The sequence below is a fragment of the Sinimarinibacterium flocculans genome (assembly GCF_003201205.1).
Taxonomy (GTDB): Bacteria; Pseudomonadota; Gammaproteobacteria; order Nevskiales; family Nevskiaceae; genus Solimonas; species Solimonas flocculans.
Map to the genome: position 1 here is coordinate 158,334 of NZ_QICN01000011.1, position 24,076 is coordinate 182,409.

Here is a 24,076-nt window from a genome sequence, read left to right on the forward strand (position 1 = left end):
GTCGTGGTGGTTTTCACCCAGATGTCATGTACCAACAGCGGGCATCACCAGATTTTCACGCGCTGTTCCGGTGCAAGGTACAGCTGGTCACTCTCCTTTACCTCGAAGGCGGTGTACCACTCCGGAATGTTGCGGACGATGCCGTTGACGCGGAATTCCGACGGCGAATGCGGATCGGACTTGAGGCGCTGCAGCAGATTTTCATCCTTGTAGTTGCGCCGCCAGATCTGTGCCCAGCCGAGCAGCACACGCTGCTCGCCGGTATAGCCGTCGAGCACCGGCGGCTCGGGGTGCGCCATCTTGTAGGCCTTGAGCGCGATCGACAGGCCGCCCAGATCGCCGATGTTCTCGCCGATCGTGAAGGCGCCGTTCACGTGGTGGCCCGGCAGCGGCTCGTAGGCGTCGTACTGGGCGATCAGCGCCTTGGTGCGCTCCTCGAAGCGCGCGCGGTCCTCGTCGGTCCACCACGACTTGAGGTTACCGTCGCCGTCGTACTTCGACCCCTGATCGTCGAAGCCGTGGCCGATCTCGTGGCCGATCACCGCGCCGATGCCGCCGTAGTTCACGGCGTCCTCGGCACTCATGTCGAAGAACGGCGGCTGCAGGATGGCGGCCGGGAACACGATCTCGTTCATCCCCGGGTTGTAGTAGGCGTTCACCGTCTGCGGCGTCATGTGCCACTCGTCGCGGTCGATCGGCCCGCCGAGCTTGGCGACCTCGCGGTCCATCTCGACGGCGTTCGAGCGCATGACGTTGCCGACCAGATCGTCGGCCTTGACGACCAGGGCCGAGTAGTCCTTCCACTTGTCGGGATAGCCGATCTTCGGCGTGAACTTGGACAGCTTGACCAGGGCCTTCTCCTTGGTCTCGTCGCTCATCCAGTCGAGTTCGCGGATGCTCGCTTCGTAGGCCTTCACCAGGTTGCCGACCAGATCTTCCATGCGCGCCTTCGCCGCAGGCGGGAAGTGGCGGGCCACGTAGATGCGCCCGAGCATCTCGCCCAGCGCGTCCTGGGTCGCCTTGACGCCGCGCTTCCAGCGCGGCTCGAGCTCGCCGATGCCGTTGAGCGTGGTGCCGTAGAACGCAAAGTTTTCGTCGACGAACTCGCCGGACAGCAGCGGCGCGAAGGTCGACAGCAGGCGCCACTTCATCCAGGCGCGGATCGTCGCCAGGTCGGACTTGTGCAGGATCGTGTCGAAGGTCTCGAAGAAGCTCGGCTGCATCACGATCACGCCCGGCGACTGGCCGATGCCGGTCGCCTCGATGAAGACCGGCCAGTCGAAGTTCGGCATCAGCTCGCCGAGCGCCTCGAAGCTGTGCTTGTTGTAGGTCTTGTCGGCATCGCGCGACTCGACCTTGGTCCACTGCGCCTTGGCGAAGCGTGTCTCGAGTTCGAGAATCGCCGCCGCCAGGGCGTCGGCGCCGTCGACCTTGGCGAGTCGCAGCATGTTGCCGATGTGCGCGCGGTACTTCGCGCGGATCTCCGCGAACTTCTCGTTATCGTCGAGGTAGTAGTCGCGATCCGGCAGGCCGGTGCCGCCCTGGAACAGGTACAGCGCGTACTGCGAGGAGTCCTTGGCATCGGTATCGATGAACATCGGCATCAGGTAGACGCCGAGCCGCGTCAGATGCGCCAGCTGCCGGGCGAGCGCAGCGCGATCCTCGAGACCGTCGATGCGCTTGAGTTCGCCGGCAAGCGGTTCGAGGCCGAGCTTCTCGACCCGGGCCTCGTCCATGAAGGCGGCGTAGTAGTCGCCGACCTTCTGCTCGTCCGAGCCCGGGGCGCGATCCTTCTTCGACGCCGATTCCTCGATGATCGTGCGCAGCTGCGCCTCGGCCTCGTCGGCAAGCCGCGTGAAGCTGCCGTAGTTGCTCTTGTCGGACGGAACGGGGTTGTTCTTCAGCCAGATGCCGTTGACGTGCCGGTAGAAATCGTCCTGCGGACGCACGGACGGATCGAACTGTTCGCGATCGATCCCGGCGCTCAGGGGCGCGGCGGTCGGGGTGGCGGAGACGGACGCTGGGGGTTGCGGCGGTTCGGACTTGCTGCAGGCGACGAGTACGCCCGCGCAAATCACGCCGATGGCGGATGCGCGCATGGATGGCCTCTGAATGCGGTGGGTAAACGCATGGGAGCTTAAGCGCCGCGGCACACCCCCGCACCCGGAAATTCCCTCAAGTCGGACCACCAGATGTGATCAATGAGACGTATTAACTGTTATAGACAGCATTTCATCACAATTGCCTGCGTATACTGCGCGCCCCGCCCGGGAGACCCATGAGCATTTCACTCGAGCCCGCGGCCGCGACGGATGCGGCCGGCCTCTATGCCGAACTGGCGCTGCAGGCGCAGGCCCTGCTTGCCGGCGAACACGACGCGGTGGCCAACGCGGCCAACCTCGCGGCGCTCATCTGGCAGCGCGTCCCGGACCTGAACTGGGCCGGCTTCTATTTCGCACGCGACGGCGAGCTGGTGCTCGGCCCGTTCCAGGGCAAGCCGGCTTGCGTGCGCATCGCCTTCGGGCGCGGGGTCTGCGGCACCGCCGCGGCGACGCGCACGACCCAGCTCGTCGCCGACGTCCATGCCTTCGACGGCCACATCGCCTGCGACGCCGACTCCAACGCCGAGATCGTCGTGCCGCTGCTGCGCGGCGCCGAAGTGCTGGGCGTGCTCGATCTCGACAGCCCGACTCCCGGGCGCTTCACCGCTGTCGATCGCGACGGTCTCGAGCGGCTCGCCGATATCTGGGTGGCATCGCTGCGTGCGGACTGAGGGCGGGTGCTGGAACTTTGCGGCGCGTCGGTGTATCACCTAGCGGATGACGAACAAGGATTCTTCGCGCTGGCCGATCGTTCCGGCGCTGGTTCTGGCGCTGGCGAGCCTACCGGTTCATGCGGCCTGGGATGCGCTGCAGACGCTGCAGGCGCAGCGCGGTGCACGGGTCACCGCGGTGGCCGTCGACCTGGACACCGGCAAGACGCTGCAGTCGCTGAACGCCCAGACGCGGCTGTCGCCGGCTTCGCTGAGCAAGGTGGTGCTCGCCGCCGCCGCGCTGCAGACCTGGCCCGGCGACAAGACCTTCGCGACCAAGGTGCTGTCGATGGCGACGCCGGTCGACGGCCGCCTGTCCGGCGACCTGATCGTCTTCAGCGAGGGCGATGCCACGCTGGACCATCAGGCCTTGTGGCTGCTGGCCGCGCAGATCAAGCGCGCCGGCGTCGGCCACGTGGACGGCGACCTCGTCGTGCAGGCGGCGCCGTTCGGCCTGCTCGGCTGCGAGACCAAGGACCGCTGCGATGCCCTCGCACGCAGCCACACCGCCTACGATGCGCCGCTGTCGGCCTTCGGCGTGGACTACGGCACCTGGTGCGTCGATGTCATGCCCGACGCGCCCGGCACGCCGGCGCAGATCCAGAGCTGCGCCGCGGTCGACGTGCCGATTCCGCTGGAAGGAACGATTCAGACGCGCGGCACGCGCAGCAGCACCTGGCTGTGGCTGGACCGCATCACCCGGCCCGAGACCGAGGCGCTGGTGATGGGTGGCAGCGTCCACGCGGCCACTGACAGCGTGCGCCTGTACCGCTCGATGGCCGATCCGGCGCTCGGCGCCGGCCTGCTGCTGCGCGAGATGCTGGGAGAACTCGGCGTCGAGGTCGCCGGGCCGGTACGGGTGAGCACCGCCGCCATCCCGCGCGCCGCACGGCCGCTCGCGGTCGCGCACGGTCTGCCGCTGCGCGAGCAGGTCGGTCGGCTGCTGCGCTACTCCAACAACTACATCTCGGACGTGCTGACGCTGGCAATGGCGTCCGAGCGGACGCCTGAACCGGTCACCACGCTGGCCAGTGCGTCGCGGCCGCTCGCCGATCTGGTCGTGCGCGCCCGCGGCAGCGCCGGCTATCCGGGCCCGGCGGGCGAGGACGACCGGCCGCTGATGTTCAGCGGCAGCGGCCTGACGCCGGAGAACCGCCTGTCCGCACTCGACCTCGTGGCCGTGCTGCGTCAGCAGTACCGCGATACCGAGACCTTCCCGTGGTTTTACGGCGGACTGGTGGTGCCGCGTCAGGCGCCGAGCCGGTTCCTGCGGACCGGGTCGCCGGCATGGAAGGATCGCGTCGCCCTCAAGACCGGCACGCTGAGCGAGCCGCACAGCGTCTTCGGCACCGCCGGTTACCTGCGCAAGCGCGACGGCGGCTGGATCGCCTTCGTCGCCCTGGTCAACGGACAGCCGCGGCGCGGGATTCCGGTCAGCGTCTCCCTCGCCGCGATCCGCAAGGACGTCGAGAAGCTGCTCGACCGCTACTGAGCGTCGAGGGTGGAGGCGGCGATCAGGCCGATCGACAGCCAGTACGTCGACAGGATCAGGCCCTGCGCGCCGACATAGCGGCCGACGAACTTGCGGGTCCCCAGCGCACTGTCCGAGATCAGGAACAGACCGGCGCCGATCAGCGCCAGCAGCGCACCCGTCGACTGCAGGGCGCTGTAGCGCACCGAGGCGGTCACGGCCATGCCGGCGAGTACCAGGCCGTAGAGCAGTACCGGCAGCTTGAGCTTGCCGGCGCGCGGCAGCAGCAGCGCCGCGAACACCGCACCGTAGGCTACGAACCCGAGCACCCACCACGGCACCGGCCAGGCCGGCAGCCCGATCAGGAAGGCGGCCATGAACACCAGGTGCGCGAGCAGAAAGCTCGACAGGCCGCCGATGAAGGCCGCGTCGCCCTCGAACATGAGGCAGACGTCGCCGGCCAGCGACAGCGCCAGCCCGCCGAGAATCAGCAGGCGATAGTCCGACTCCGGCGCCAGCGCGGCGATGCCGGCAATCAGGATCGTGGTCAGCGGCTTGAGCGCCAGGAACAGCGGCGGCTTGGTTTCGCGCCAGTCGGCGACGATCGCCGCGAGCGCACTGGCAGCGGCCAGCGCCGCAATCAGCTTGAACATGAAGGTCCCTCGGACAATGCGGTGTAGGGTAATGGAACGTTGCGTGCGGCGGGGTGGTCTTGAATCAGGTCCCGTCGCCTCGATCAGAGAAGCCCGACCACCGGAGTGCGCCATGGAAAAGATCGTCAAGACCGAAGCCGAGTGGCGCGCCCAGCTCGGCGACGAGCAGTACCGCGTCACCCGGGAGGGGGGCACCGAGTGCGCGTTCACCGGCGCGCTCTGGGACGACCATCGCGACGGCGTCTTCCATTGCGTCTGCTGCGACCTGCCGTTGTTCGACTCGCGCACCAAGTTCGAGTCCGGGACCGGCTGGCCGAGCTTCTTCGATCCGGCGCAGAACGGGCATGTGGTCAGTCGCGAAGACCTGAGCTACGGCATGCGCCGCGTCGAGGTGCTGTGCGCGCGCTGCGACGCGCATCTGGGGCATGTCTTTCCGGATGGGCCGAAGCCCACCGGCCTGCGCTACTGCATCAATTCCGCGGCGCTGGACTTCCACCCGCGCGCGAACTGAGCGCAGACTGTCCGGTCAAAATCGGCCTGTCCAACGTGGCCCGGAGGTGGGACGTATGCTGAATCGATCCGCAGTCGTCGTCCGTTATCGCCAGCCGTTCGTGGACTGGATCAACCGCAACGATCCGACCGGCGACGGCGGCATGACCCTGCTCGAGGCCAACGAGGACCCGACGGTCTATCTCGTCGAAGCCGAGAGCCGGCAGGAGTTCGAGCGCTGGCTGCGCCTGAACCACGACCTGATCTTCGAGGAGTTGCTCGATGACTGGTACAGCGACGAGACGCTGTGGCCCAGCGACCGCACGGTGGAGACGCTGAAGATCTGGTGCAGCTTCGACTTCCACTCGACCGTCCTCGATACCGGCGAGACGCCGGTCGAGGACGATGACGACGAAGACTGAAAAAGCCGGCACGGAACGAAAAAGGGGGGCGCCATGCACACCGCACTCAAGGCCTTTGCCGCCGGATTCATCTCGACGCTGCTGTTCCACCAGGGCCTGCTCGGCGTGCTGTATCTCGGCGGTCTCGCACCGTTCGCGCCGTGGAACCTGACCGCCGTGCCGCCTCTGGGCGTGCCGGCGGTGATCTCGCTGGCGTTCTGGGGCGGGCTCTGGGGCATCGTGCTGTGGTGGCTGATCCGCACGGCGCCGGCGCGGCGGTACTGGCTGCGCGCCATCGTGATCGGCGCCCTCGGTCCGAGTCTCGTCGCCTGGTTCGTCGTGATGCCGCTCAAGGGCCTCGCACCGGCCGGCGGCTTCGATCCGAGGATCATCGTCGGCGCACTGCTGCTCAACGGCGCCTGGGGCTTCGGCGTCGCCGTGCTGATGCGCAACTGGCCACGGCTCGGCTGGCGCTGAAGGGCGGCGCTCAGCCGTCGAGGCTGAGCCAGCGCAGCACGTCCGTGGCCGTGTCCTCGTGCAGGCCGGGCACGCGCAGCAGGGCGTTCGCGCGCGCCAGATTGCCGAGCATGTGCGAGGCCTGACCCGACAGCGTCCGGGCGTGCAACTGTCCTTGCGGATCGGCGTCGACGACCGCCCGCAGCCAGAAGGTCTTCTCCTTCTCGCGACGCAGAGGCGCCGGAGCGCGCGCATGGCGCCAGCGCAGCGCGGGATCGCGCCCGAGCATGCGGTCGAGGGCGTCGCGCACGTAGACCTGCAGGTTCACCAGCACCGAGGCGGGGTTGCCGGGCAGCCCGAACAGCAGGCTCGCGCCGCGGCGCGCCACGTACAGGGGCATTCCCGGCTTCTGCGCGACCTTCCACAGCACGCGCTGCGCACCGAGCTGCTCGCTGACCGCCGGAATGAAATCGAAATCACCGACCGAGACGCCGCCGCTGGTCAGCACGAGGTCGGCGCGGTCGAAGGCGCGGGCCAGCGCCTCGCGAACGGCCTCCTCGCGATCGGCGACGTAGTCGATCGACAGCGGCGGAAAACCCCAGCGCGTGAGCTGCGCGTCAATCAGTGGTCCGTTGGCGTCCGGCACCTGTCCGAGCTTCAGCGCGGCGCCGTGCGGCACGACCTCATCGCCGGTGATGAGCACGGCGATGCGCGGGACGCGCCGCACCGCGATCCGGTGCGCGCCCGCGAGGGCCAGGGCAGCGAGCAGGCCCGGCGTCACCTGCGCGCCGGCCGCCGCCACGACGCTGCCCTGCGCCAGTTCCTCGCCCTCGCGACGCAGGTCGGTGCCGGGCGCAACCGCCTCGAGGACTGTCACGCGATCACCGTCGCGGCGGGTGAGTTCCTGTCGCACCACCGTGTCGGCGTTGTCGGGCAGCAGGCCGCCGGTGAAGATGCGCGCCGCCGTGCCCGGCGCAAGCCGGGTGCGGGCCGGCTGGGCGCTTGCCGCGACCATGCCGGCGAGCGGCAGCGTCGCCGGAATCGTGTGCAGGTCCGCGTGCCGCAGCGCATAGCCGTCGACCGCGCTCTGGTCGAACAGCGGCAGCGGGTGCGCGGTGCACGCCGGCGCCGCCAGCACGCGGCCGAGCGCCGCGCGCGTGGCGACGGTTTCGGCCGGCAGCGTCGGCAGCGCCGCGGCGACGCGGGCCAGCGCCTCGTCGACGCCGATCATCGCTCGCCGCTCACGTGTAGCCGCCCTCGTGCGGTCGCGAGAAGCGGCAGACCTCGATCAGGTGCACGAGGCCCGGCAGGATCGCCGCCAGCGTTTCCTCGGCCCCCTTCCGCGAACCCGGAAAGGTGCAGACCACGGTGCCGCCGGCGAGGCCTGCGATGCCGCGCGACAGCATCGCGTACGGCGTGCGTGCCTGGCCGAAGCCGCGGGCCGCTTCCATCAGACCCGGCAGTTCGGTCGACAGCAGCGGCTGGACCGTCTCGACGGTCCGGTCGCGCGCACCTACGCCGGTGCCGCCGACGGTGACGATCAGGTCCGGACGCTGCTCGAGCCACGCGCGCAGCCGCCGGTCGAGTTGTTCCGGCTCGTCCGGCAGCACCTCGTAACCGGCGATGTCGAAGCCGGCGTCCGCCAGCCCGTCCGCGACCGAGCGGCCCGCGGTGTCCGGCTTCTTGCCGGCCGCGACGGTATCCGACAGCACGATCACCGCGGCGCGCCCGGCCTTGGCCTTGCGCCCGAACTGGGTCTTGCCGCCCTTCTTCTCGGCCAGATGGATGCCGTCGATGCGCAGCGTCCCGGTATCGACGTGCGGCTTCATCATGTCGTAGACGCACAGCGCCGCCGCGCTGACGGCGGTCAGCGCCTCCATCTCGATGCCGGTCGCGGCGATCGTGCGCACCGTGGCGCGGATCGCCAGCGCGTCGTCTTCGGGCTCGAAGTCGAGATGCGCGTCGAGCACCGGAATCGGGTGGCAGTGCGGCAACCAGTTGGGGGTCTGCTTGACGGCCATGATGCCGGCGATGCGCGCGCACTCGACGACGTCGCCCTTGTCGACACGGCGTTCGCGCACCATCGCGATGCCCTCGGCACCGAGGCGGATGCGACCGCTTGCCGTCGCGCTGCGCAGCGTGGTCGGTTTGAGCGTGATGTCACGCATGCTGGTGTCCGTGATCGTGATGGCGGTGGTCGTGCCCGGCGTCGTCCTCATGCGGCTGCGCCGCATCCTCGGCGATGCAGCAGCCGGTGACGAAGGCGCTGCTGCCGTCGGTGTAGAACTCCTCCTTCCAGATCGGCACGCGGTGCTTCACCGCGTCGACCACCGCGCGCAGCGCAGCGAAGGCTTCGGCACGGTGCGGGGCGCGCACCACGGCCAGGATCGCCGACTCGCCGATGGCCAGTGCGCCGATGCGATGCACGACGCGGCACACCGGCACACCATGCTTCGCGGCAATCTCCTGCTCGATACCGCGGATCATCTTGTCGGCGAGCGCCGCGTGCGCCGTGTAGACCAGATGCGCGACCGGCTTGCCTTCGTGGTGATTGCGCACGGTGCCGGCGAAGACCGCGAGCGCGCCGCAGTCGTCGCGTTCGGAGCCGGTGAGCAGGGCGTCTAGGGACAGGGGCGTGTCCTGGATGCGGGGCTGGTTGATGTCGTGCATTTGGATCATTCAACAGTCATCACACGGCCGCGAGGCCTCGATACACCGCCCGCATTGCGGGCGGCACTCGGCCCGAACGGATCGGACCCTGTCCCGTTCGCGTCGAGTAGCCGCGCAGCGGCGTATCGAGACGTCACGAGCATGCTCACCCGCCCGCCACCGGCGGCAACAACGCAATCTCATCGCCGGCCTTGAGTGGATACGTGCGTCGCACGATCTCGTCGCCAAGTGCGACTGCGCACTGCTTCAGCAGCGCGGCGAAGTCGTCACCGCGTTGCGCCAGTGCCGCCAGGGCATCGGCAACCGTGGCCGGTTCGCCGAGCTGCACACTCAGCCATTCGTCGCCGGCGAGCCGGCGCGCCGGGCCGAAACACTGCACTCGCACCTCGATGCGCGATCCGGCCACCTCAGCCTCCCATCACGTGCATGGTGATCGGCCGTTCGACATAGCCTGGCCGCTCGGCGTAACCCGCTTCCTTGTGCCAGACGTGCGCGCGCATGCGCGCCTCGATCGCATCGTCGTCGGCACCCTCGCGCAGCATCGTGCGCAGGTCCGGACCGTCCGCGGAGAACAGGCAGGAATAGAGCCGTCCGGTGGCCGATACGCGCACGCGGTCGCAGCGGCGGCAGAACGGTTTGGACACCGTGGAGATCATGCCCAGCGCGTAGCGGCCGTCGATGCGGAAGTAATGCGCCGGATCGTCGCTCGGCGCCTCGGCCTCGATCGTGTAGTGCGGCGCCAGCTGCGCCAGGATCTCGTCCTCGCGCACCACGCGCTCCGCATTCCAGTAGCCGCGACCGTCGAGCGGCATGAACTCGATGAAGCGCAGCGGCAGATGCTCCGCCAGCGCCCAGCGCACCAGCGGCAGCACTTCGTCCTCGTTGTGTCCGCGCAGGATCACGCTGTTGATCTTGACCGGCAGGCCCGCGGCGCGCGCCGCGTCGATGCCGCGCAGCACCGGGGCCAGGTCCCCGCCGGTCAGGCGCGCGAAACCCTGCGGCGTGACCGCGTCGAGGCTGACGTTGAGGTCGTCGAGCCCGGCGGCGCGCAGCGGCGCCGCGAGGCGGTCGAGGCGGACGCCGTTGCTGGTCAGCGCGAGGCGTTCGAGACCTTCTGCGCGCAGCGCGTCGAGCGCCGTGGTGATCTGCGTGATCTCGGCGCGCAGCAAGGGTTCGCCGCCGGTGAGGCGGATCTCGCTGATGCCCAGGCGGGCGACGAACAGGCGCGCCAGCCGCTGCAGCTCGGCGCCGTCCAGCAGCGTGTCGCGCGGCAGCCACTGCGGATGCTCGGGCATGCAGTAGACGCAGCGCAGGTTGCAGCGATCGGTCAGCGACAGCCGCAGCTTGCGTTTGCGACGTCCGCGGGCATCGGCCAGCGGTGTGTGCAGTGCCGGCGGCGTCATCAGCATGCCAGCGCCTCCGGGGTGTTGAGGTTGGCGCAGCGCCAGCCGGCAAAGGTCACGGCGACGGCGCCGCGTGCGTGCAGGAAATCGCGCACCGCGCGCCGCGGCGAGGCCGCCGCTTGCGCCAGCGCGCCGGCCAGCGTCGTGCGCAGCGCGCAGACGACGTACTGCGGTCCGTCGACGTCCTTCGCGTATGCCGCGTCGCGATCGGCATCCTGCGCCGCATCGAGCAGGCGTGCGACCAGGTCCGCCGGCAGCGCCAGCGTGTCGCAGGGCACGCAGGCGATCCATGCGCTGCGCGCCTGCCGTGCCGCTGCGGCGATGCCGGCGAGCGGCCCGGCGAATCCGGGCTGTGCGTCGCGCACGACCTCGGCACTGAAGCTCGCGTAGTGATCGAGGTTGCGGTTGGCGCTGATCATCAGCGCGTCGACCTGCGGGCGCAGCGCGTCGAGCTGGCGTTCGGCCAGCGTGCGTCCTTCGCGCAGCAGCAGGCCCTTGTCGCGACCGTCCATGCGCTGCCCGCGGCCGCCGGCGAGGACGACCCCGGTGACACGGCGCTGCGGTTCGGCTGCACGGATCATGGGACTGCAGAAGATACCAGCGTTGTGCATCGAGATATATAACGCTTGCCGGCCGCGCCGTGCTGTGGAAGGCTGCGGCATCCCCGTTCCGGTTCTCTGCCGATGCCGCGCCGCCGCCTGAGCATACGTTCCCAGTTCTGGCTGATGGCCGGCGACGAGGCCCTCGCCGGTCCCGGCCGCATCGAACTGCTGCGCCTGATCCACGCGACCGGCTCGATCCGCCAGGCCGCCCTGCAGATGGGCATGAGCTACCGCGCCGCCTGGGACGCGATCGACGCGATGAACCGGCGCGCGGGCGCCGCTCTGGTCACGCGGCTCACCGGCGGTCGCCGCGGTGGCGGTGCGCAGCTGACCGAGCTCGGCGAACGGCTCATCCGCACCTACGCCCGGCTCGAGACCGCTCATGCGCGCCACGTCGAGCGCATGAGCGCGAAGCTGCAGACGCTGCTGTAGCGCGATCCGGCCGGCCTCAGGCCGGCACCAGCGAGGTCGCGATCAGGGCCTTGAGTTCGGGGATGCACGAACCGCAGTTGGTGCCGCACTGCAGCTTGCGGCCCAGTGCCTCGGCGCTGTGACAGCCGCCGCGGACGGCTTCGACGATGCAGTTGCGCCCGATGCCGAAGCAGGAGCACACGGTCGGACCGGCATCGGCGCCGCGGTCGGTGGGTTCGCCCACCAGCAGGCCGATGCGGTCGAGATCCTCGAGCCGCTCCTTGGCGAACAGGCCCGACAACCAGGCGCGCGACGGCAGGTCGGGCCGCGGCGACACGAACAGGCAGGCCTCGATGCGGTCGTCGACGACCCAGGCGGCGCGGTACTGGCCGGCGGTGCGGTCCTCGTACTCGATCCAGTCGGCATCGGTGGCGTGCACGCCCAGCGCGGTGCGCGCGAACGCGGACCACTCGCCGACGCGTTCGCGTCCCGCGAACTCGTAGCGCAGGAAGCGGTGGCCGGTGACGCGCGTCCACCAGATGACCTGGTCCATCGGCAGCGGCGTGCGGCTCAGCACGAAGCCATGCCAGAGCACGGCGAAATCCTCGACCCGCGCCGGCGTGTGCTTGAACTCGGGTTCGCCCGACACCGGATCGACGACGGGATTCACCAGGCTGCCGACGCGTGCGTCCGATGCGTATTGCGCGTTCCAGTGGATCGGCACGAAGGCGGTGCGACGCGGCAGCTCGCCGCTGGTGCGCACGCGCGCGACCAGACTGCCCCAGCGGGTCGACACGCGCGCCAGCCCGCCTTCGCGCACGCCGCTGAGCAGGGCGTCCTGGGGATGCAGGTCGACATAGGGTTCGTCGATGTGTGCCGCCAGTCGCGGTGACAGGCCGGTCCGCGTCATCGTGTGCCAGTGGTCGCGCACGCGGCCGGTATTGAGTGCGAGCGGGAAGTCCTCGTCGCGGGCATGCATCGGCAGACGCGGCGGCGTCGCCACGAAGCGGGCCTTGCGATCGGCGGTATAGAAGCGGCCGTCGGAAAAGACGCGCGGCATGAACGCGTCCGCCGACACCGCATCGGGCCGCTGATCGCTGCCGTCCTGGCCGGAGACGGGCCAGCGTACCGGCGCCAGCGCATCGTAGTCGCCGGCGCTCATGCCGACGAGACCAGAGAGATTCAGATAGCGCGGCACCTCGTCGTCGGCGTTGCCGAACGTCGTGAGCCGGGCGTGTTCGTCGAAGATCTGCCCGGGTCCGTCGTAGGCGAAGGCGTCGGTGAAGCCCCAGCGTCGGCCGATCTCGGCGAGGGCCCACCAGTCGGGCCGGGCTTCGCCGGGCGCCGGCAGGAAGGCCCGCTGGCGGGAAATGCGGCGTTCCGAGTTGGTGACGGTGCCGTCCTTCTCGCCCCAGGCCAGCGCCGGCAGCAGCACGTGTGCATAGGCCGTGGTGTCGGTCTTGTGCATGACGTCGGAGACGACGACGAACTCGCACTTGGCCAGCGCCCGCTTCACCTGGTCCGCGTCCGGCAGGCTGACGACCGGGTTGGTCGCCATGATCCACACCGCCTTGACCCGCCCGGCCTCGATGGCCTCGAACAGCTCCACGGCCTTGAGGCCGGGTCGTTCGGCGATGCACGGGCTGTCCCAGAACGTCTGCACCAGCTGGCGGTGCCGCGCGTTCTCGAGGTCCATGTGTGCGGCGAGCATGTTGGCGAGGCCGCCCACCTCGCGCCCGCCCATGGCGTTCGGCTGTCCGGTGATCGAGAACGGACCGGCGCCCGGCTTGCCGATGCGCCCGGTCAGCAGGTGGCAGTTGATGATGCTGTTGACCTTGTCGGTGCCCGCTGAGGACTGGTTCACGCCCATCGAGAACGCGGTGATGGTCTTCGCGGTGCGCGCGAACAGGCGGTAGAACTCGGCGATCAGCGACTCGTCGACGCCGCACTGGCGCGCCACCGCACGCACGCTGCCGGCGGTGTTGTCGGCCACGGCAAGGGCGCGGTCGAAGCCGCGGGTATGCGCGTCGACGAAGTGCGTATCGACGACGCCGTGCTGATACAGGAACGACAGCAGGCCGTTGAACAGCCAGACGTCGGTGCCCGCGCGAACCGGCAGGTGCAGGTCGGCGGCGTCGGTCGTGGCGGTGCGCCGCGGATCGACGACCACCACCTTCATCTGCGGCCGGGCGGCCTTGGCCTTGACGATGCGCTGGTAGAGGATCGGATGGCACCACGCGGTGTTCGAGCCCACCAGCACGACGAGGTCGGCGTCTTCGAGGTCCTCGTAGGACACCGGCACGATGTCCTCGCCGAAGGCCCGCTTGTGGCCGGCGACGGCCGAGGACATGCACAGCCGCGAGTTGGTGTCGATGTTGGCCGAGCCGACGAAACCCTTCACCAGCTTGTTGGCGACGTAATAGTCCTCGGTCAGCAGCTGTCCGGACACGTACCAGGCCACCGCCTGCGGGCCGTCCTCGCGGATGATGCGACGGAACTCGCGGGCGACGACGTCGAGCGCGGTGTCCCAGCTCACCCGTTGCAGCTCGCGACCGCCGGCCGGCTCGCGCAGCATCGGATGCAGCGCGCGCCCTTCCGGCACCAGCGTTTCGCCCAGCGCCGCGCCCTTCACGCACAGCTTGCCGGCGTTGGTCGGGTGCGTCGCATCGCCGCTGACCTCGGTGGCATCGCCGCGGACGAGGACGTCGACGCCGCAGCCGGTGCCGCAGTACGGGCAGGTGGTCTTGACCGGACGCCCCGCCTCGCTCATGTCGCGGCCTCGCAGAACGCGCGGCCGAAGACGAGGCGGTTGCGGATGGCGGAGATGTCGGTGCCCTGCTGCATCAGCTCGAAGTACCAGCTGCCGTCGCCGACGTCGCCGTAGAGCACGGCGCCGACGATGCGGTTGCCGCGCAGCACCAGGCGCTTGTAGGTGCCGCGTCGCGGATCGCGGAACACCAGGTCCTCGGTATCCGGTCCGCCGACGAAATCGCCGGCGGAGAACAGGTCGATGCCGGTGACCTTGAGCCGGGTCGAGGTTGCGGCCTGCACGTAGCGTCGATGACCGTGCCCAGCGAGATGCGTGGCGCAGACGCGCGCCTGCTCCCAGATCGGCGCGACCAGGCCGAATGTGGCCTTGCGGTGCTGCACGCATTCGCCGACCGCGTAGATGCGCGGGTCCGACAGGCTCTGCAGCGTGTCGTCGACGACGATGGCGCGTTCGCAGTGCAGTCCGGCGGTCTTCGCCAGCTCGACGTTGGGCCGCACGCCGACGGCCATGACGACCAGATCGGCCGCAATCCGCTCGCCGTTCGCGAACTGCAGGCCGGTGACGTGATCCTCTCCGAGGATCGCCTCGGTCTGCGCTTCGAGCAGGATGCGGATGCCGCGCCGCTCCAGCGCCTGCCGCAGCAGCGCCGCCGCCGGCTTGTCGAGCTGGCGCTCCATCAGGCTGTCCATGACGTGGACCACGGTCACGTCCATGCCCTGGCGCTTGAGGCCGTTCGCCGCCTCCAGGCCGAGCAGGCCACCGCCGATGACCACGGCCCGGCCATGATCACGCGCGCGTGCCGCGGCGAGCATGGTCTGCACGTCGTGCAGGTCGCGGAACGCGATCACGCCGGGTAGCTGCGCGCCCGGGACCGGGATCACGAAGGGCCTGGAACCGGTGGCGAGCAGCAGGCGGTCGTAGGCGACCTCGCGCCCCGACGCCGACCGCACCCGGCAACGGTGACGATCGATGGCCACCACCGGATCGCCGCTGTGCAGGGTGATGCCGTGGGTGGCGTACCACTCGCGGCTGTTGATGATGATGTCGTCGACGGTCTTCTCGCCGGCCAGCACCGGCGACAGCAGGATGCGGTTGTAGTTGCCGTGCGGCTCGGCGCCGAACACCGTGATGTCGTACAGGCTGCCGTCGAGGCGGAGCAGTTCCTCGACGGTGCGCATCCCCGCCATGCCGTTGCCGATCACGACCAGCCGTGGCCGTGGCCGGGCGGTCTGCGGCAGCACGTGCTCGGGCAGGGGCATGGTCATGCGGCGATCAGTACGCGGCCATCGGCCACCCGCACGCGCCACGTGCGCAAGCTGACGCCCGGGTCCTCGACGCATTCGCCGGTGGCGAGGTCGAAATGCTGCTTGTAGATCGGCGAGGCGACGACGAGCCGCTCGCCGAGATTGCCGACCAGCCCGCGCGACAGGACGTTGGCGTCCGAGAACGGATCGCCGTTGTCGATCGCGAAGAGCTGTTCCTGACCGTCGTCGACGAGACGGAAGACCGCGACCTGGCAGCCCTCGACCAGCGCGCAGACGCCGGTGTTGGGCCAGATGTCGTCGACGGCACAGACGTCGGTCCAGCCGGTATCCGTCGACGGGCCGTCCATGTTCGAGCCGTCCACTGCGCCTCCCTCCCTCACGCGGATTCCGCGATCACCGGCACACCCTTGAAGCGTGCCTTCTCCTCCGGCGTTGCCGGCCGGATCTGATTGCGCTCGTCGACGAACACGACGTTGCTGTCGGGCGCGTCGCTGTTGACGAAGCTGCGGAACCGCCGCAGCACTTCGGGGCTCTCGATGGCCTTCTTCCATTCGCAGGCGTAGCTGCCGACCACCTGCGCCATCTCCGCCTCGAGTTCGGCGCCGATGCCGAGCTTGTCGTGGACGACGACATCCTTGAGGTAGTCCAGACCGCCTTCGAGATTGTCGCGCCACACGCTGGTGCGCTGCAGGCGATCCGCGGTGCGGATGTAGAACATCAGGAAGCGGTCGATGTAGCGGATCAGCGTCTCGTCGTCGAGATCGCCGGCCAGCAGTTCGGCGTGCCGCGGCTTCATGCCGCCGTTGCCGCAGACGTAGAGGTTCCAGCCTTTCTCGGTGGCGATGACGCCGAAGTCCTTCGACTGCGCCTCGGCGCACTCGCGCGTGCAGCCGGAGACGGCCGACTTGATCTTGTGCGGTGCGCGCAGTCCCTTGTAGCGGTTCTCGATCGCCAGGGCCATGCTCACCGAATCGAGCATGCCGTAGCGGCACCAGGTCGAGCCGACACAGGACTTCACCGTGCGCAGCGCCTTGCCGTAGGCGTGGCCGGATTCGAAGCCGGCGTCGACCAGCTCCTTCCAGATCAGCGGCAGCTGGTGCACCTGCGCGCCGAACAGGTCGATGCGCTGGCCGCCGGTGATCTTCGTGTAGAGCCGGTGCTTCTTCGCGACCTCGCCGAGCACGATCAGTTTTTCCGGCGTGATCTCGCCGCCGGCGATGCGCGGCACGATCGAATAGGTGCCGTCCTTCTGGATGTTGGCGAGGAAGTAGTCGTTGGAATCCTGCAGCGCGGCCTTGTCCTTCTTGAGCACGAACTCGTTCCAGCACGAGGCGAAGATGCTCGCCGCCGCCGGCTTGCAGATGTCGCAGCCGCGGCCGCGGCCATGACGGGTGATCAGTTCGTCGAAGGTCTCGATGCGCCCGACGCGGATCAGGTGGTAGAGCTCCTGGCGCGAGTACGGGAAGTGCTCGCACAGGTGATTGTTGACCGACAGCCCGCAGCGCTTCATCTCGGCCTTCATCAGCTGCGTCGTCAGCGGCACGCAGCCGCCGCAGGAGGTGCCGGCCTTGGTCGCCGTCTTCAGCTTGCCGATGCTGTGCGCGCCGTCGCGCACCGCCGCGCAGATGGTCGCCTTCGAGACGTTGTTGCACGAGCAGATCTGCGCAGCGTCCGGCAGCGCGTCCACGCCCAGCGCCGGACGGGCCGCGCCGTCGCCGCTCGGCAGGATCAGGAACTCGGGTTCGGGCGGCAGCTCCATGCGGTTGAGCATCATCTGCAGCAGCGTGCCGTATGCCTCGGCGTCGCCGATGAGCACGCCGCCGAGCACGTACTTGCCGTCCTCGGAGACCACGAGTTTCTTGTAGACCTGCTTGCGCTCGTCGGTGTACACGCAGACGCGCGCGCCGGGCGTCGCCGCGTGCGCGTCGCCCAGGCTGGCGACGTCGACGCCCATCAGCTTGAGCTTGGTGCTCATGTCGGCGCCGGTGAACTGCGGCGGCTCGTCGGCATCTTCCTGCGGCACCGCGGCGGCGATATGCGCGGCACAGACGCGCGCCATCTCGTAGCCCGGCGCCACCAGGCCGTAGATCTTGCCGTCCCACAGCGCGCACTCGCCGATCGCGTAGATGTCGTCGTCGAGGGTGCGGCAGTGGTTGTCGATGACGATGCCGCCACGCGGTCCGACGCCGAGTTCGCTGGCGCGTGCCAGCTCGTCGCGCGGCCGGATGCCGGCGGAGAACACGATCATGTCGGTCTCCAGCACCGAGTCGTCCGCGAACCTCATCGCGTGGCGCCGGGCCTCGCCGTCGACGATCTCGACGGTGTTTTTCTGCGTGTGGACGGTGACGCCGAGGGCCTCGATCTTCTGGCGCAGCACGCGGCCGCCGCCGTCGTCGACCTGCACCGCCATCAGCCGCGGCGCGAACTCGACGACATGCGTTTCCAGTCCCATGTCCTTCAGCGCCTTCGCCGCCTCGAGACCGAGCAGGCCGCCGCCGACGACGACACCGACCTTCGAGCGACCCCCGGCCTCGGTCATCGCCTCCAGGTCCTCGATCGTGCGGTAGACGAAACAGTCCGGACGCTCGCGTCCCGGCACCGGCGGCACGAACGGATACGAGCCCGTGGCCAGCACCAGTTTGTCGTAGGGCAGCGTCTCGCCGGTCGAGGTCGTGACCTGCTTGAGGCTGCGGTCGATGGCGACGGCCTTCGCGTTCAGGCGCAGCACCAGCCCGTCGCGCTCGAAGAAGCCGGGCGGGACCAGCGACAGGTCCTCGGCGGTCTTGCCCGAGAAGAAAGAAGACAGCTGGACGCGGTCATAGGCCGGACGCGGCTCCTCGCAGAGCACCGTGATGTCCAGTCCCGACGGACGCCGCTCGGCCAGCTCCTCGAGCAGCTTCTGCCCGACCATGCCGTTGCCGACGACGACGATGCGAAGCGGATCGCTCATGCCTGATCTCCTGCGGTGCGGCCGTCAGGCCGAGGCGGGCACCGAGTCGGGTGCGGCGGCGGCAGCCGGCTTGCGCGCGGCCAGGGCCGCCTGCAGCGCGGCGTTCTCGCTCTCGAGCACCTGCGCCGGGAAGCGCACCAGCAGCGCGCACAACGAGGCCAGCATGACGGCGAAGCCGAGATAGAGCAGACCCTGCTGATAGGTGAGCGCCTCGGTCTTGAACAGGAATCCGGCAGCCACGGCACCGGCGTTGCCGCCGGCACCGACGATGCCGGCGACCGCGCCGAGCGCCTTGCGGTTCATGAAGGGCACGAGTCCGAAGGTCGCCCCTTCGGACATCTGCACGAACAGGCTGAACACGATCATCGACGCGATGGCCATCCACAGCACCGCCATCTGCGAGAACAGCACCAGCGCAAGGCCCTCGGCCATCAGCACCACGAACAGCAGGTAGACGCGGCCCTTGAGGCCGGCGCGACGGGCGAACAGGTCGGAGAACATGCCGCCGAGCGTGCGCGCGAACAGGTTCATCAGGCCGAACAGACCTGCGATCAGGCCCGCGGTCTTCAGGTCGAGCTTGAAGTTGTCGAAGTAGTAGATCGCGGCGATGTTGTTGATCGTCAGCTCGACGCCGAAGCACGCGGCGTAGACCACGAACAGCGCCCAGACGCGGTAGTCGCGGGCGGCGGACAGGAACGAGCGGCCGGCGCCGTTCTCGTTGCGCGCCTCCGGCATCAGCCCGGCGGCGCGCAGCTCGTCGTAGTTGCCGCCCGGCGCATCCTGCGTCAGGAAGTAGTAGGCGATGCCGGTCAGCAGCAGCACGACGCCGGGCACCACCATCGCCAGGCGCCAGCCCATCGCCTCGTTGGCGCCGAGCATCATCATGCCGGCGAAGATCAGCGGCATGACGATCTGGGTCACGCCGCCGCCGAGGTTGCCCCAGCCGGCCGTCGTCGCGTTGGCGGTGCCGACGACGTTGGGCGCGAACATCACCGAGGTGTGGTACTGCGTGATCACGAAGGACGCGCCGATCGCGCCGATGCCCAGGCGGAACAGCAGGAAGCTCTCGTAGCTGTCGGCGAAGCCGATGCTCATCACCGGCAGCGAGCCGAGAACCAGCAGGGCGCTGTAGGTTTTACGCGGGCCGAACTTGTCGCACAGCGGTCCGATCAGCAGCCGCACCAGCACGGTGATCGCCACGGAGGCGATGATCGTGTTGCCGATCTGCGCCTTGGTCAGCATCAGGTCCTCGCGCACGACGGCCATCAGTGGCGCGATGCCGAACCAGCCGAAGAAGCACAGGAAGAACGCGAACCAGGTCATGTGGAACACGCGCATGTGCGGCTTGGCCAGACTGAAGAGCTTGATCGAAGTCGCTTTGCCTGAAGTGTCCATGGTCATCTTTCCCGGTGATGCGTTGGTCGTCTGACGCGACGTCAAAAAAAAACGTCCATGAATGGCGCGTCGCCAGTCATGGACGTCGTTGTCCTGTCCACCGCAGGGCTTCGTGATGGCGGCTTGATCGGCGCCGCGTGCGGGACCGCGTTGTCCCGATGCCCTGCAGGGTTCGTGGGTTCAGTAACGCAAGCGTCGTGCCACGCGCGGCGCACGCGGTTTTGCGGCTGTGCGCCCGTTTGCGCGCCCCGTGGCGGCCGGCGCCGGGCGCGATCTGCACCTTTGCGGCGCGCCGGCGCACATGCGCGGTGCGGCTTCGTCAGCGCGAGTGCATCATCGCGACGATGGTCGCGTAGGCCTCGGTCCAGGCACGCCGGGCGTCGACCGTGAAGGCCGCGCCCAGGCTTTGCTCAAGCGTCCACAGCAGGCTCACCGCCACCGTGCCGTAGTCGTTCTCCGATGCGCCGTAGCGCACATGGCGCTGGCCCAGGTCCTTGAGGGCCGGGCCGAGGACGTGCGGATGGTCCAGCCCGCGCACCGCCGCGTCGAGCATCGCGATCAGCTTCTCGCCCTGGCGCTCGAGGTCGCTCTTGAACAGCGGACGCAGGCGCGGCTCGAGTTCGAACAGTTTGCTGTAGAACAGCTCGGCCACCGCCGCGCGCATCGGCAGGATCAGTTTCCAGGTCTCGCGCACGAGCCGGATCTGCTCGGCATTCATCACGACCTCCCTTCGACCACGTCACCGACGCGGTGCCAAAAAGAAAGGCCCAACTCCACTGTGGGGAGATGGGCCTCGTTATCCCGGGGGCGCCGACCGTCGTTGGCCGCCGCCCGCATTCGCTGTCTGGCTCATCGCACGGGCCGTGCCAAGGCGCGGCCGGCGTGCGCGGCGTCGCGCGCGGCTAGCTGACTTCCGCGGGCACGCCGTCGGTGCCGTAGACGGCGCCGTCGAAAAAGGCATCCGGGCCCATCGTCAGCAACCCGCTCGGCAGGCGCAGCGCCCAGATGCCGGCGTGCATGCCCTCGGACTTGTGATCGGTCTGCGGGCACGGCACGCCGACCATCGCCGCCGCCTCGCGGCAGACCTGCGGGCGGTAGACCTGCGCGGCGATGTCGGCGGCGTCGATGGCGGTGTCGATCTGCCCCCAGCGGCGCATCTGCTCGACGAACCACATCGCGTGCGACAGCCACGGGAAGTTGGCCGCATGCCGGTGGAACACCAGGCCGGTGCCGAAGAAGCTGTCGCCGGCGGACGGGACTTCCAGCGCGGTGCGGATGGTCGCCGGCGGTGCATCGACGGCACCGCTGTCGATCAGGATCTGCGCGCCCTCGGCACGGTTGCCGGGCATGTCGAGCCAGCGGCAGGCGTCGATCAGGGCGGCGATCAGCGCGCGATGCGTGCGCGGATGCGCCGCAGCCCAGGCGCGCGTGACGCCGAGCACCTTCTCCGGTGCGTTGTTCCAGATCTGGAAGGTGTTGACGACGCGATAGCCCACCCCCGCTGCCTCGGCCGCCGCACCCCACGGGGCGCCGACGCAGAAACCGTCGATGCGGCCGTCGCTGAGGTGCTGGACCATCAGCGGCGGCGGGATCACCTCGAGGCGGACGTCGCGATCCGGGTCGATGCCGCAGGCGGCCAGCCAGTAGCGCAGGACGTAGTGGTGTGTCGAGAACGGGAACACGTGGGCGAACGCCCGCTGGCGCCGGCCGATGATGCGGTCGCGCAGCAGCAGTCCCTTGAGTGCGCGGCCGGCGCTCAGCGGTTCGCGCTCGCGCAGCTGCAGCTCGCGGTAGAGCGATTCCGACACCGCGATCGAGTTGCCGTTGAGGTTGAGCGTCATCGCCGTGACCATCGGCACGCCGATGCCGTCGATGCCCAGCGTTGCCGCCAGCGGCATCGGCGCGAGCATCTGCGCGCCGTCGAGCAGGCCGGTGGCGACCTTGTCACGCACGCTCGCCCACGACGCCTCGACGCTGACCTCCACCTCCAGCCCCTGCTTGGCGAAGAAGCCGCGGTCGCGGGCGACGATCAGCGGCGCCGCGTCCACCAGCGGAATCACGCCGAGCCTCAGCTCGTCTTTCTCCAGAACGTTCGCGCTCATCTTGGTATTGCCCTTGATTCTTATAGAAGCTCCGCCGCCGCCAGCAGCGAGCGTGCGGCGTCCCCGATCCGCAGGTTCCGGTCCATCGCCATCTTGCGCAGCTGCTCGTAGGCCTCGGACTCGGTGATCTTCCGGCGCTGCATCAGCATGCCCTTGGCGCGATCCACGTCGCGGCGATCCGCGAGGCGCATCTTGGTTTCCTCGAGCTCGCGTCGCAGTGCCTGGTGTTCGTCGAAGCGGGCGATGGCGACGTCGATCACCGACTTGAGCCGGGACTCCGGCATGCCGTCGACGACATAGGCCGAGATACCCGCGCGCATCGCACGCCGCGCCGTTTCCGCATCGCCGTGCTTGGCGAACAGCACGATCGGTCGCGGGCGGTCACGCGCGATCTGACCCAGCGACTCGAGGGTGTCGCGGGTCGGTGCATCGACATCGATGAGGACGACGTCCGGCTGATGGTGAGCGACCGCGGTCAGCAAATCGTCCGACGTCGTCAGCTGCGCGACCACCGCGTTGCCGCCGTCGATCAATGCCTGCCGCAGCAGCACCACCCGGTGCTGGTCGTCGTCGACGAGCATGACTCGCATGGGCGTCAACGCGCGGTGGGTGATAGGACGATGCTGACCACAGCAAAAGCTGTGCCGAGCGCATGCATGGGCGTCGCGCGTGGCACGTGGCTTGCTTCGATCACCGGCGACCGAGCGCCGTCCCGCGCGATCCGGATCGATCCGGTCGCCCGGTACGCCGCCGGTTGCCGTCAAGGTGATGAACGAGCAACAACGCCGAAGGCGTCCGTGCGATCGCATCGCGACCGTCGGGAGCCTTCGCGGTGCGAGCGCGAGCGGGGTGGTTCGCAGGTCTGCGACGCGAACCGGACCGACGCTCCGCGGGGACGGTCGCGATGCGGCCCGGGAGAACATGTCGATGAACGAGTGCGGGACTCTAGCGATGGCCGGCCCGGCAGTGCGCGCGCGGGCCGCGTGCCGGCGAAGTGGCCGTCCGCTGCGTCGCGACGGCGCACGCCGTGCCGCCGACGCGCCGATATCGCGCAGCGCAGGCGCCGCGCCGGCACCGTGCCGCACGTCGTGAACCGCCGCAGGATCGCGCCGTCACGCACGCGCGTGATGCTGGTTGACGACGATCGCGGCCGGCTCGCGCGGCTGCAGGAGGCGCTCGCCGACGCCGGTCACGAGGTGGTCGCCTGCGTCGGCGGCAACGAGGACCTGCTGCTCGCCGTCGTGCGCCACGCCCCGGACGTGGTGTTGATCGACACCGAGGCGCCGGGACGCGACACGCTCGAATCGCTCAACCGCGTCAGCCGCGAACAACCGCGGCCGATCCTGCTGTTCTCCGACAACGGCGACACCGACACGATCCGCCGCGCGATCCGCGCCGGCGTCTCGGCCTATGTCGTCGACGGCCTCGTCGGCTCGCGGCTCAAGTCGCTGATCGAGGTCGCGATCGCGCAGTTCGACGAACACCAGCAGCTGCGCCGCGAAGTCGAAAGCGTCCGCGCGCGGCTGAACGACCGCGACGACATCGACCGCGCCAAGGCCGTGCTGATGCGCCGTGCGCACCTGAGCGAGGACCAGGCCTACGAGCGCCTGCGCCGCATGGCGATGAACCGCAAGCTCAGGCTCGCCGACGTCGCCCGCGCCCTGCTCGCGGTGAACGCCGAAGGCGTCTGATCGCGCGTCGTCGTGCGCTGCCTCGGTGCAGAGCGGCATGCACCAGCCTGGACTCGCTGCGCCAGCTTGGATCGGGACGGCGGCAACGGCACGGCGGCAGGCGGGAGCCGGTCGTCGCCCGATATATAAGGAGCAGCACGCGGCGATCGCCCGACCCGGGAACAACTGGCACGGCGCTTGCTGCTTCTAGATCACGACTCGGGGTCAAGCGTGCCTCGGGACACAAACGGTCGGGTAAAGATGCCCGACTCATGGGATGTCGACGTCCACACATTGGCCAAAGAGCCAGTCTGTGGGCGTTTTTTTTTGCCGAGTTTCAGGCGGCTCTACTGAAATAAAGGAGTTGGGGCAATGCAAGACATGATGAGGCGCGCAACGCGGGTCTGTACGGGAGCCGCGGTGCTGGCGGTGGCGCTGTCCAGCACGGGCGCGTGGGCGAACTACGACGACGGCAAGGTGTTCCTGACCGGCGGCGTGTTCACGGTGGACGGTGCCGGCGGCGGTGGTGCGGTGCCGTGGGCAACGATCACCGGCT

General features: G+C 69.2%; 23 protein-coding genes and 1 pseudogene. 8 read left to right on the forward strand and 16 right to left on the reverse strand.

Features of this window, described 5'->3' with window-relative positions:
• Positions 1-44 precede the first annotated feature (44 nt).
• On the reverse strand, positions 45-2,099 hold the full coding sequence (locus C8D93_RS17490) for a M13 family metallopeptidase (RefSeq protein ID WP_110266519.1): 2,055 nt from the start codon (positions 2,097-2,099) through the stop codon (positions 45-47).
• 179 nt (positions 2,100-2,278) lie between these two features.
• Here C8D93_RS17490 and C8D93_RS17495 point away from each other — a divergent pair, with 179 nt between their 5' ends.
• Together C8D93_RS17495 and dacB are read left to right on the forward strand one after the other, a co-directional pair.
• Positions 2,279-2,773: a free L-methionine (R)-S-oxide reductase MsrC gene (locus C8D93_RS17495; RefSeq protein WP_110266520.1), complete on the forward strand. Its 495-nt coding sequence runs from the start codon at positions 2,279-2,281 to the stop codon at positions 2,771-2,773.
• A gap of 46 nt (positions 2,774-2,819) precedes the next feature.
• On the forward strand, positions 2,820-4,304 hold the full coding sequence (gene dacB / locus C8D93_RS17500; protein ID WP_110266521.1) for a D-alanyl-D-alanine carboxypeptidase/D-alanyl-D-alanine endopeptidase: 1,485 nt from the start codon (positions 2,820-2,822) through the stop codon (positions 4,302-4,304).
• On the opposite strand, the gene C8D93_RS17505 is transcribed toward dacB, so the two are convergent.
• On the reverse strand, positions 4,298-4,936 hold the full coding sequence (locus C8D93_RS17505) for a lysoplasmalogenase (protein ID WP_170124087.1): 639 nt from the start codon (positions 4,934-4,936) through the stop codon (positions 4,298-4,300). The genes dacB and C8D93_RS17505 overlap by 7 nt on opposite strands.
• Positions 4,937-5,048: 112 nt before the next feature.
• Between C8D93_RS17505 and msrB the strand changes: the two genes are divergently transcribed.
• Genes msrB through C8D93_RS17520 form a run of 3 tightly spaced genes read left to right on the forward strand, consistent with a single transcriptional unit; the run spans position 5,049 to position 6,303 of the window.
• Complete coding sequence (gene msrB / locus C8D93_RS17510; protein WP_110266523.1) at positions 5,049-5,447, forward strand: peptide-methionine (R)-S-oxide reductase MsrB; 399 nt, start codon at positions 5,049-5,051, stop codon at positions 5,445-5,447.
• Positions 5,448-5,502: 55 nt separating this feature from the next.
• Positions 5,503-5,847 (forward strand): hypothetical protein, encoded by a 345-nt coding sequence (locus C8D93_RS17515; protein ID WP_110266524.1) that lies wholly within the window; start codon positions 5,503-5,505, stop codon positions 5,845-5,847.
• A 33-nt stretch (positions 5,848-5,880) separates the two neighbouring features.
• Positions 5,881-6,303, forward strand: coding sequence for a hypothetical protein (locus tag C8D93_RS17520; RefSeq protein WP_110266525.1), 423 nt, complete (start codon positions 5,881-5,883; stop codon positions 6,301-6,303).
• Positions 6,304-6,313: 10 nt separating this feature from the next.
• On the opposite strand, the gene C8D93_RS17525 is transcribed toward C8D93_RS17520, so the two are convergent.
• The 6 genes from C8D93_RS17525 to mobA form a co-directional block, all read right to left on the reverse strand.
• Positions 6,314-7,513: a molybdopterin molybdotransferase MoeA gene (locus tag C8D93_RS17525; protein ID WP_110266526.1), complete on the reverse strand. Its 1,200-nt coding sequence runs from the start codon at positions 7,511-7,513 to the stop codon at positions 6,314-6,316.
• A 10-nt stretch (positions 7,514-7,523) separates the two neighbouring features.
• Positions 7,524-8,450 carry a bifunctional molybdenum cofactor biosynthesis protein MoaC/MoaB gene (gene moaCB, locus C8D93_RS17530; protein WP_110266550.1) on the reverse strand — a complete coding sequence of 309 codons (927 nt, stop codon included), beginning with the start codon at positions 8,448-8,450 and terminating at the stop codon, positions 7,524-7,526.
• Positions 8,443-8,961: a molybdenum cofactor biosynthesis protein MoaE gene (locus tag C8D93_RS17535; protein WP_245903968.1), complete on the reverse strand. Its 519-nt coding sequence runs from the start codon at positions 8,959-8,961 to the stop codon at positions 8,443-8,445. Before C8D93_RS17535 ends, moaCB begins: the two co-directional genes overlap by 8 nt.
• Before the next feature lie 136 nt (positions 8,962-9,097).
• Positions 9,098-9,358 (reverse strand): MoaD/ThiS family protein, encoded by a 261-nt coding sequence (locus tag C8D93_RS17540; RefSeq protein ID WP_110266527.1) that lies wholly within the window; start codon positions 9,356-9,358, stop codon positions 9,098-9,100.
• A 1-nt stretch (position 9,359) separates the two neighbouring features.
• Positions 9,360-10,361, reverse strand: coding sequence for a GTP 3',8-cyclase MoaA (gene moaA, locus C8D93_RS17545; protein ID WP_245903970.1), 1,002 nt, complete (start codon positions 10,359-10,361; stop codon positions 9,360-9,362).
• Entirely contained in the window at positions 10,355-10,936 is a 582-nt protein-coding gene (gene mobA, locus C8D93_RS17550) for a molybdenum cofactor guanylyltransferase MobA (RefSeq protein WP_170124088.1), read from the reverse strand. The genes moaA and mobA overlap by 7 nt, the downstream gene beginning before the upstream one ends.
• A 102-nt stretch (positions 10,937-11,038) precedes the next feature.
• On the opposite strand from mobA, the gene C8D93_RS17555 reads away from it, so the two are divergent.
• On the forward strand, positions 11,039-11,389 hold the full coding sequence (locus C8D93_RS17555; RefSeq protein WP_110266529.1) for a winged helix-turn-helix domain-containing protein: 351 nt from the start codon (positions 11,039-11,041) through the stop codon (positions 11,387-11,389).
• Positions 11,390-11,405: 16 nt separating this feature from the next.
• Here the strand turns inward: C8D93_RS17555 and C8D93_RS17560 are convergent, their stop codons facing one another.
• The 8 genes from C8D93_RS17560 to C8D93_RS17595 form a co-directional block, all read right to left on the reverse strand.
• On the reverse strand, positions 11,406-14,138 hold the full coding sequence (locus tag C8D93_RS17560) for a nitrate reductase (protein WP_110266530.1): 2,733 nt from the start codon (positions 14,136-14,138) through the stop codon (positions 11,406-11,408).
• Positions 14,135-15,403, reverse strand: coding sequence for an NAD(P)/FAD-dependent oxidoreductase (locus C8D93_RS17565; RefSeq protein ID WP_245903972.1), 1,269 nt, complete (start codon positions 15,401-15,403; stop codon positions 14,135-14,137). Before C8D93_RS17565 ends, C8D93_RS17560 begins: the two co-directional genes overlap by 4 nt.
• Complete coding sequence (gene nirD / locus C8D93_RS17570) at positions 15,400-15,750, reverse strand: nitrite reductase small subunit NirD (protein WP_110266554.1); 351 nt, start codon at positions 15,748-15,750, stop codon at positions 15,400-15,402. Before nirD ends, C8D93_RS17565 begins: the two co-directional genes overlap by 4 nt.
• Before the next feature lie 29 nt (positions 15,751-15,779).
• The gene (nirB, locus tag C8D93_RS17575) at positions 15,780-18,353 is read right to left on the reverse strand and encodes a nitrite reductase large subunit NirB (protein ID WP_110266531.1); all 2,574 of its coding nucleotides are present in this window, start codon (positions 18,351-18,353) and stop codon (positions 15,780-15,782) included.
• 24 nt (positions 18,354-18,377) lie between these two features.
• Positions 18,378-19,748, reverse strand: a complete 1,371-nt coding sequence (locus C8D93_RS17580) for an MFS transporter (protein ID WP_110266532.1) — start codon at positions 19,746-19,748, stop codon at positions 18,378-18,380.
• Between the two features lie 319 nt (positions 19,749-20,067).
• Positions 20,068-20,466, reverse strand: a complete 399-nt coding sequence (locus tag C8D93_RS17585) for a globin family protein (protein WP_110266533.1) — start codon at positions 20,464-20,466, stop codon at positions 20,068-20,070.
• Positions 20,467-20,650: 184 nt separating this feature from the next.
• Positions 20,651-21,850 (reverse strand): CmpA/NrtA family ABC transporter substrate-binding protein, encoded by a 1,200-nt coding sequence (locus tag C8D93_RS17590; protein ID WP_110266534.1) that lies wholly within the window; start codon positions 21,848-21,850, stop codon positions 20,651-20,653.
• Between the two features lie 20 nt (positions 21,851-21,870).
• A complete protein-coding gene (locus tag C8D93_RS17595) occupies positions 21,871-22,614 on the reverse strand; it encodes an ANTAR domain-containing response regulator (RefSeq protein WP_245903974.1) in 744 nt (247 codons plus the stop codon).
• A 324-nt stretch (positions 22,615-22,938) separates the two neighbouring features.
• On the opposite strand from C8D93_RS17595, the gene C8D93_RS17600 reads away from it, so the two are divergent.
• Together C8D93_RS17600 and C8D93_RS17605 are read left to right on the forward strand one after the other, a co-directional pair.
• Positions 22,939-23,541: an ANTAR domain-containing response regulator gene (locus tag C8D93_RS17600; protein WP_245903975.1), complete on the forward strand. Its 603-nt coding sequence runs from the start codon at positions 22,939-22,941 to the stop codon at positions 23,539-23,541.
• Between the two features lie 351 nt (positions 23,542-23,892).
• A pseudogene (locus tag C8D93_RS17605) lies at positions 23,893-24,076 on the forward strand (DUF3034 family protein); the annotation flags it as partial.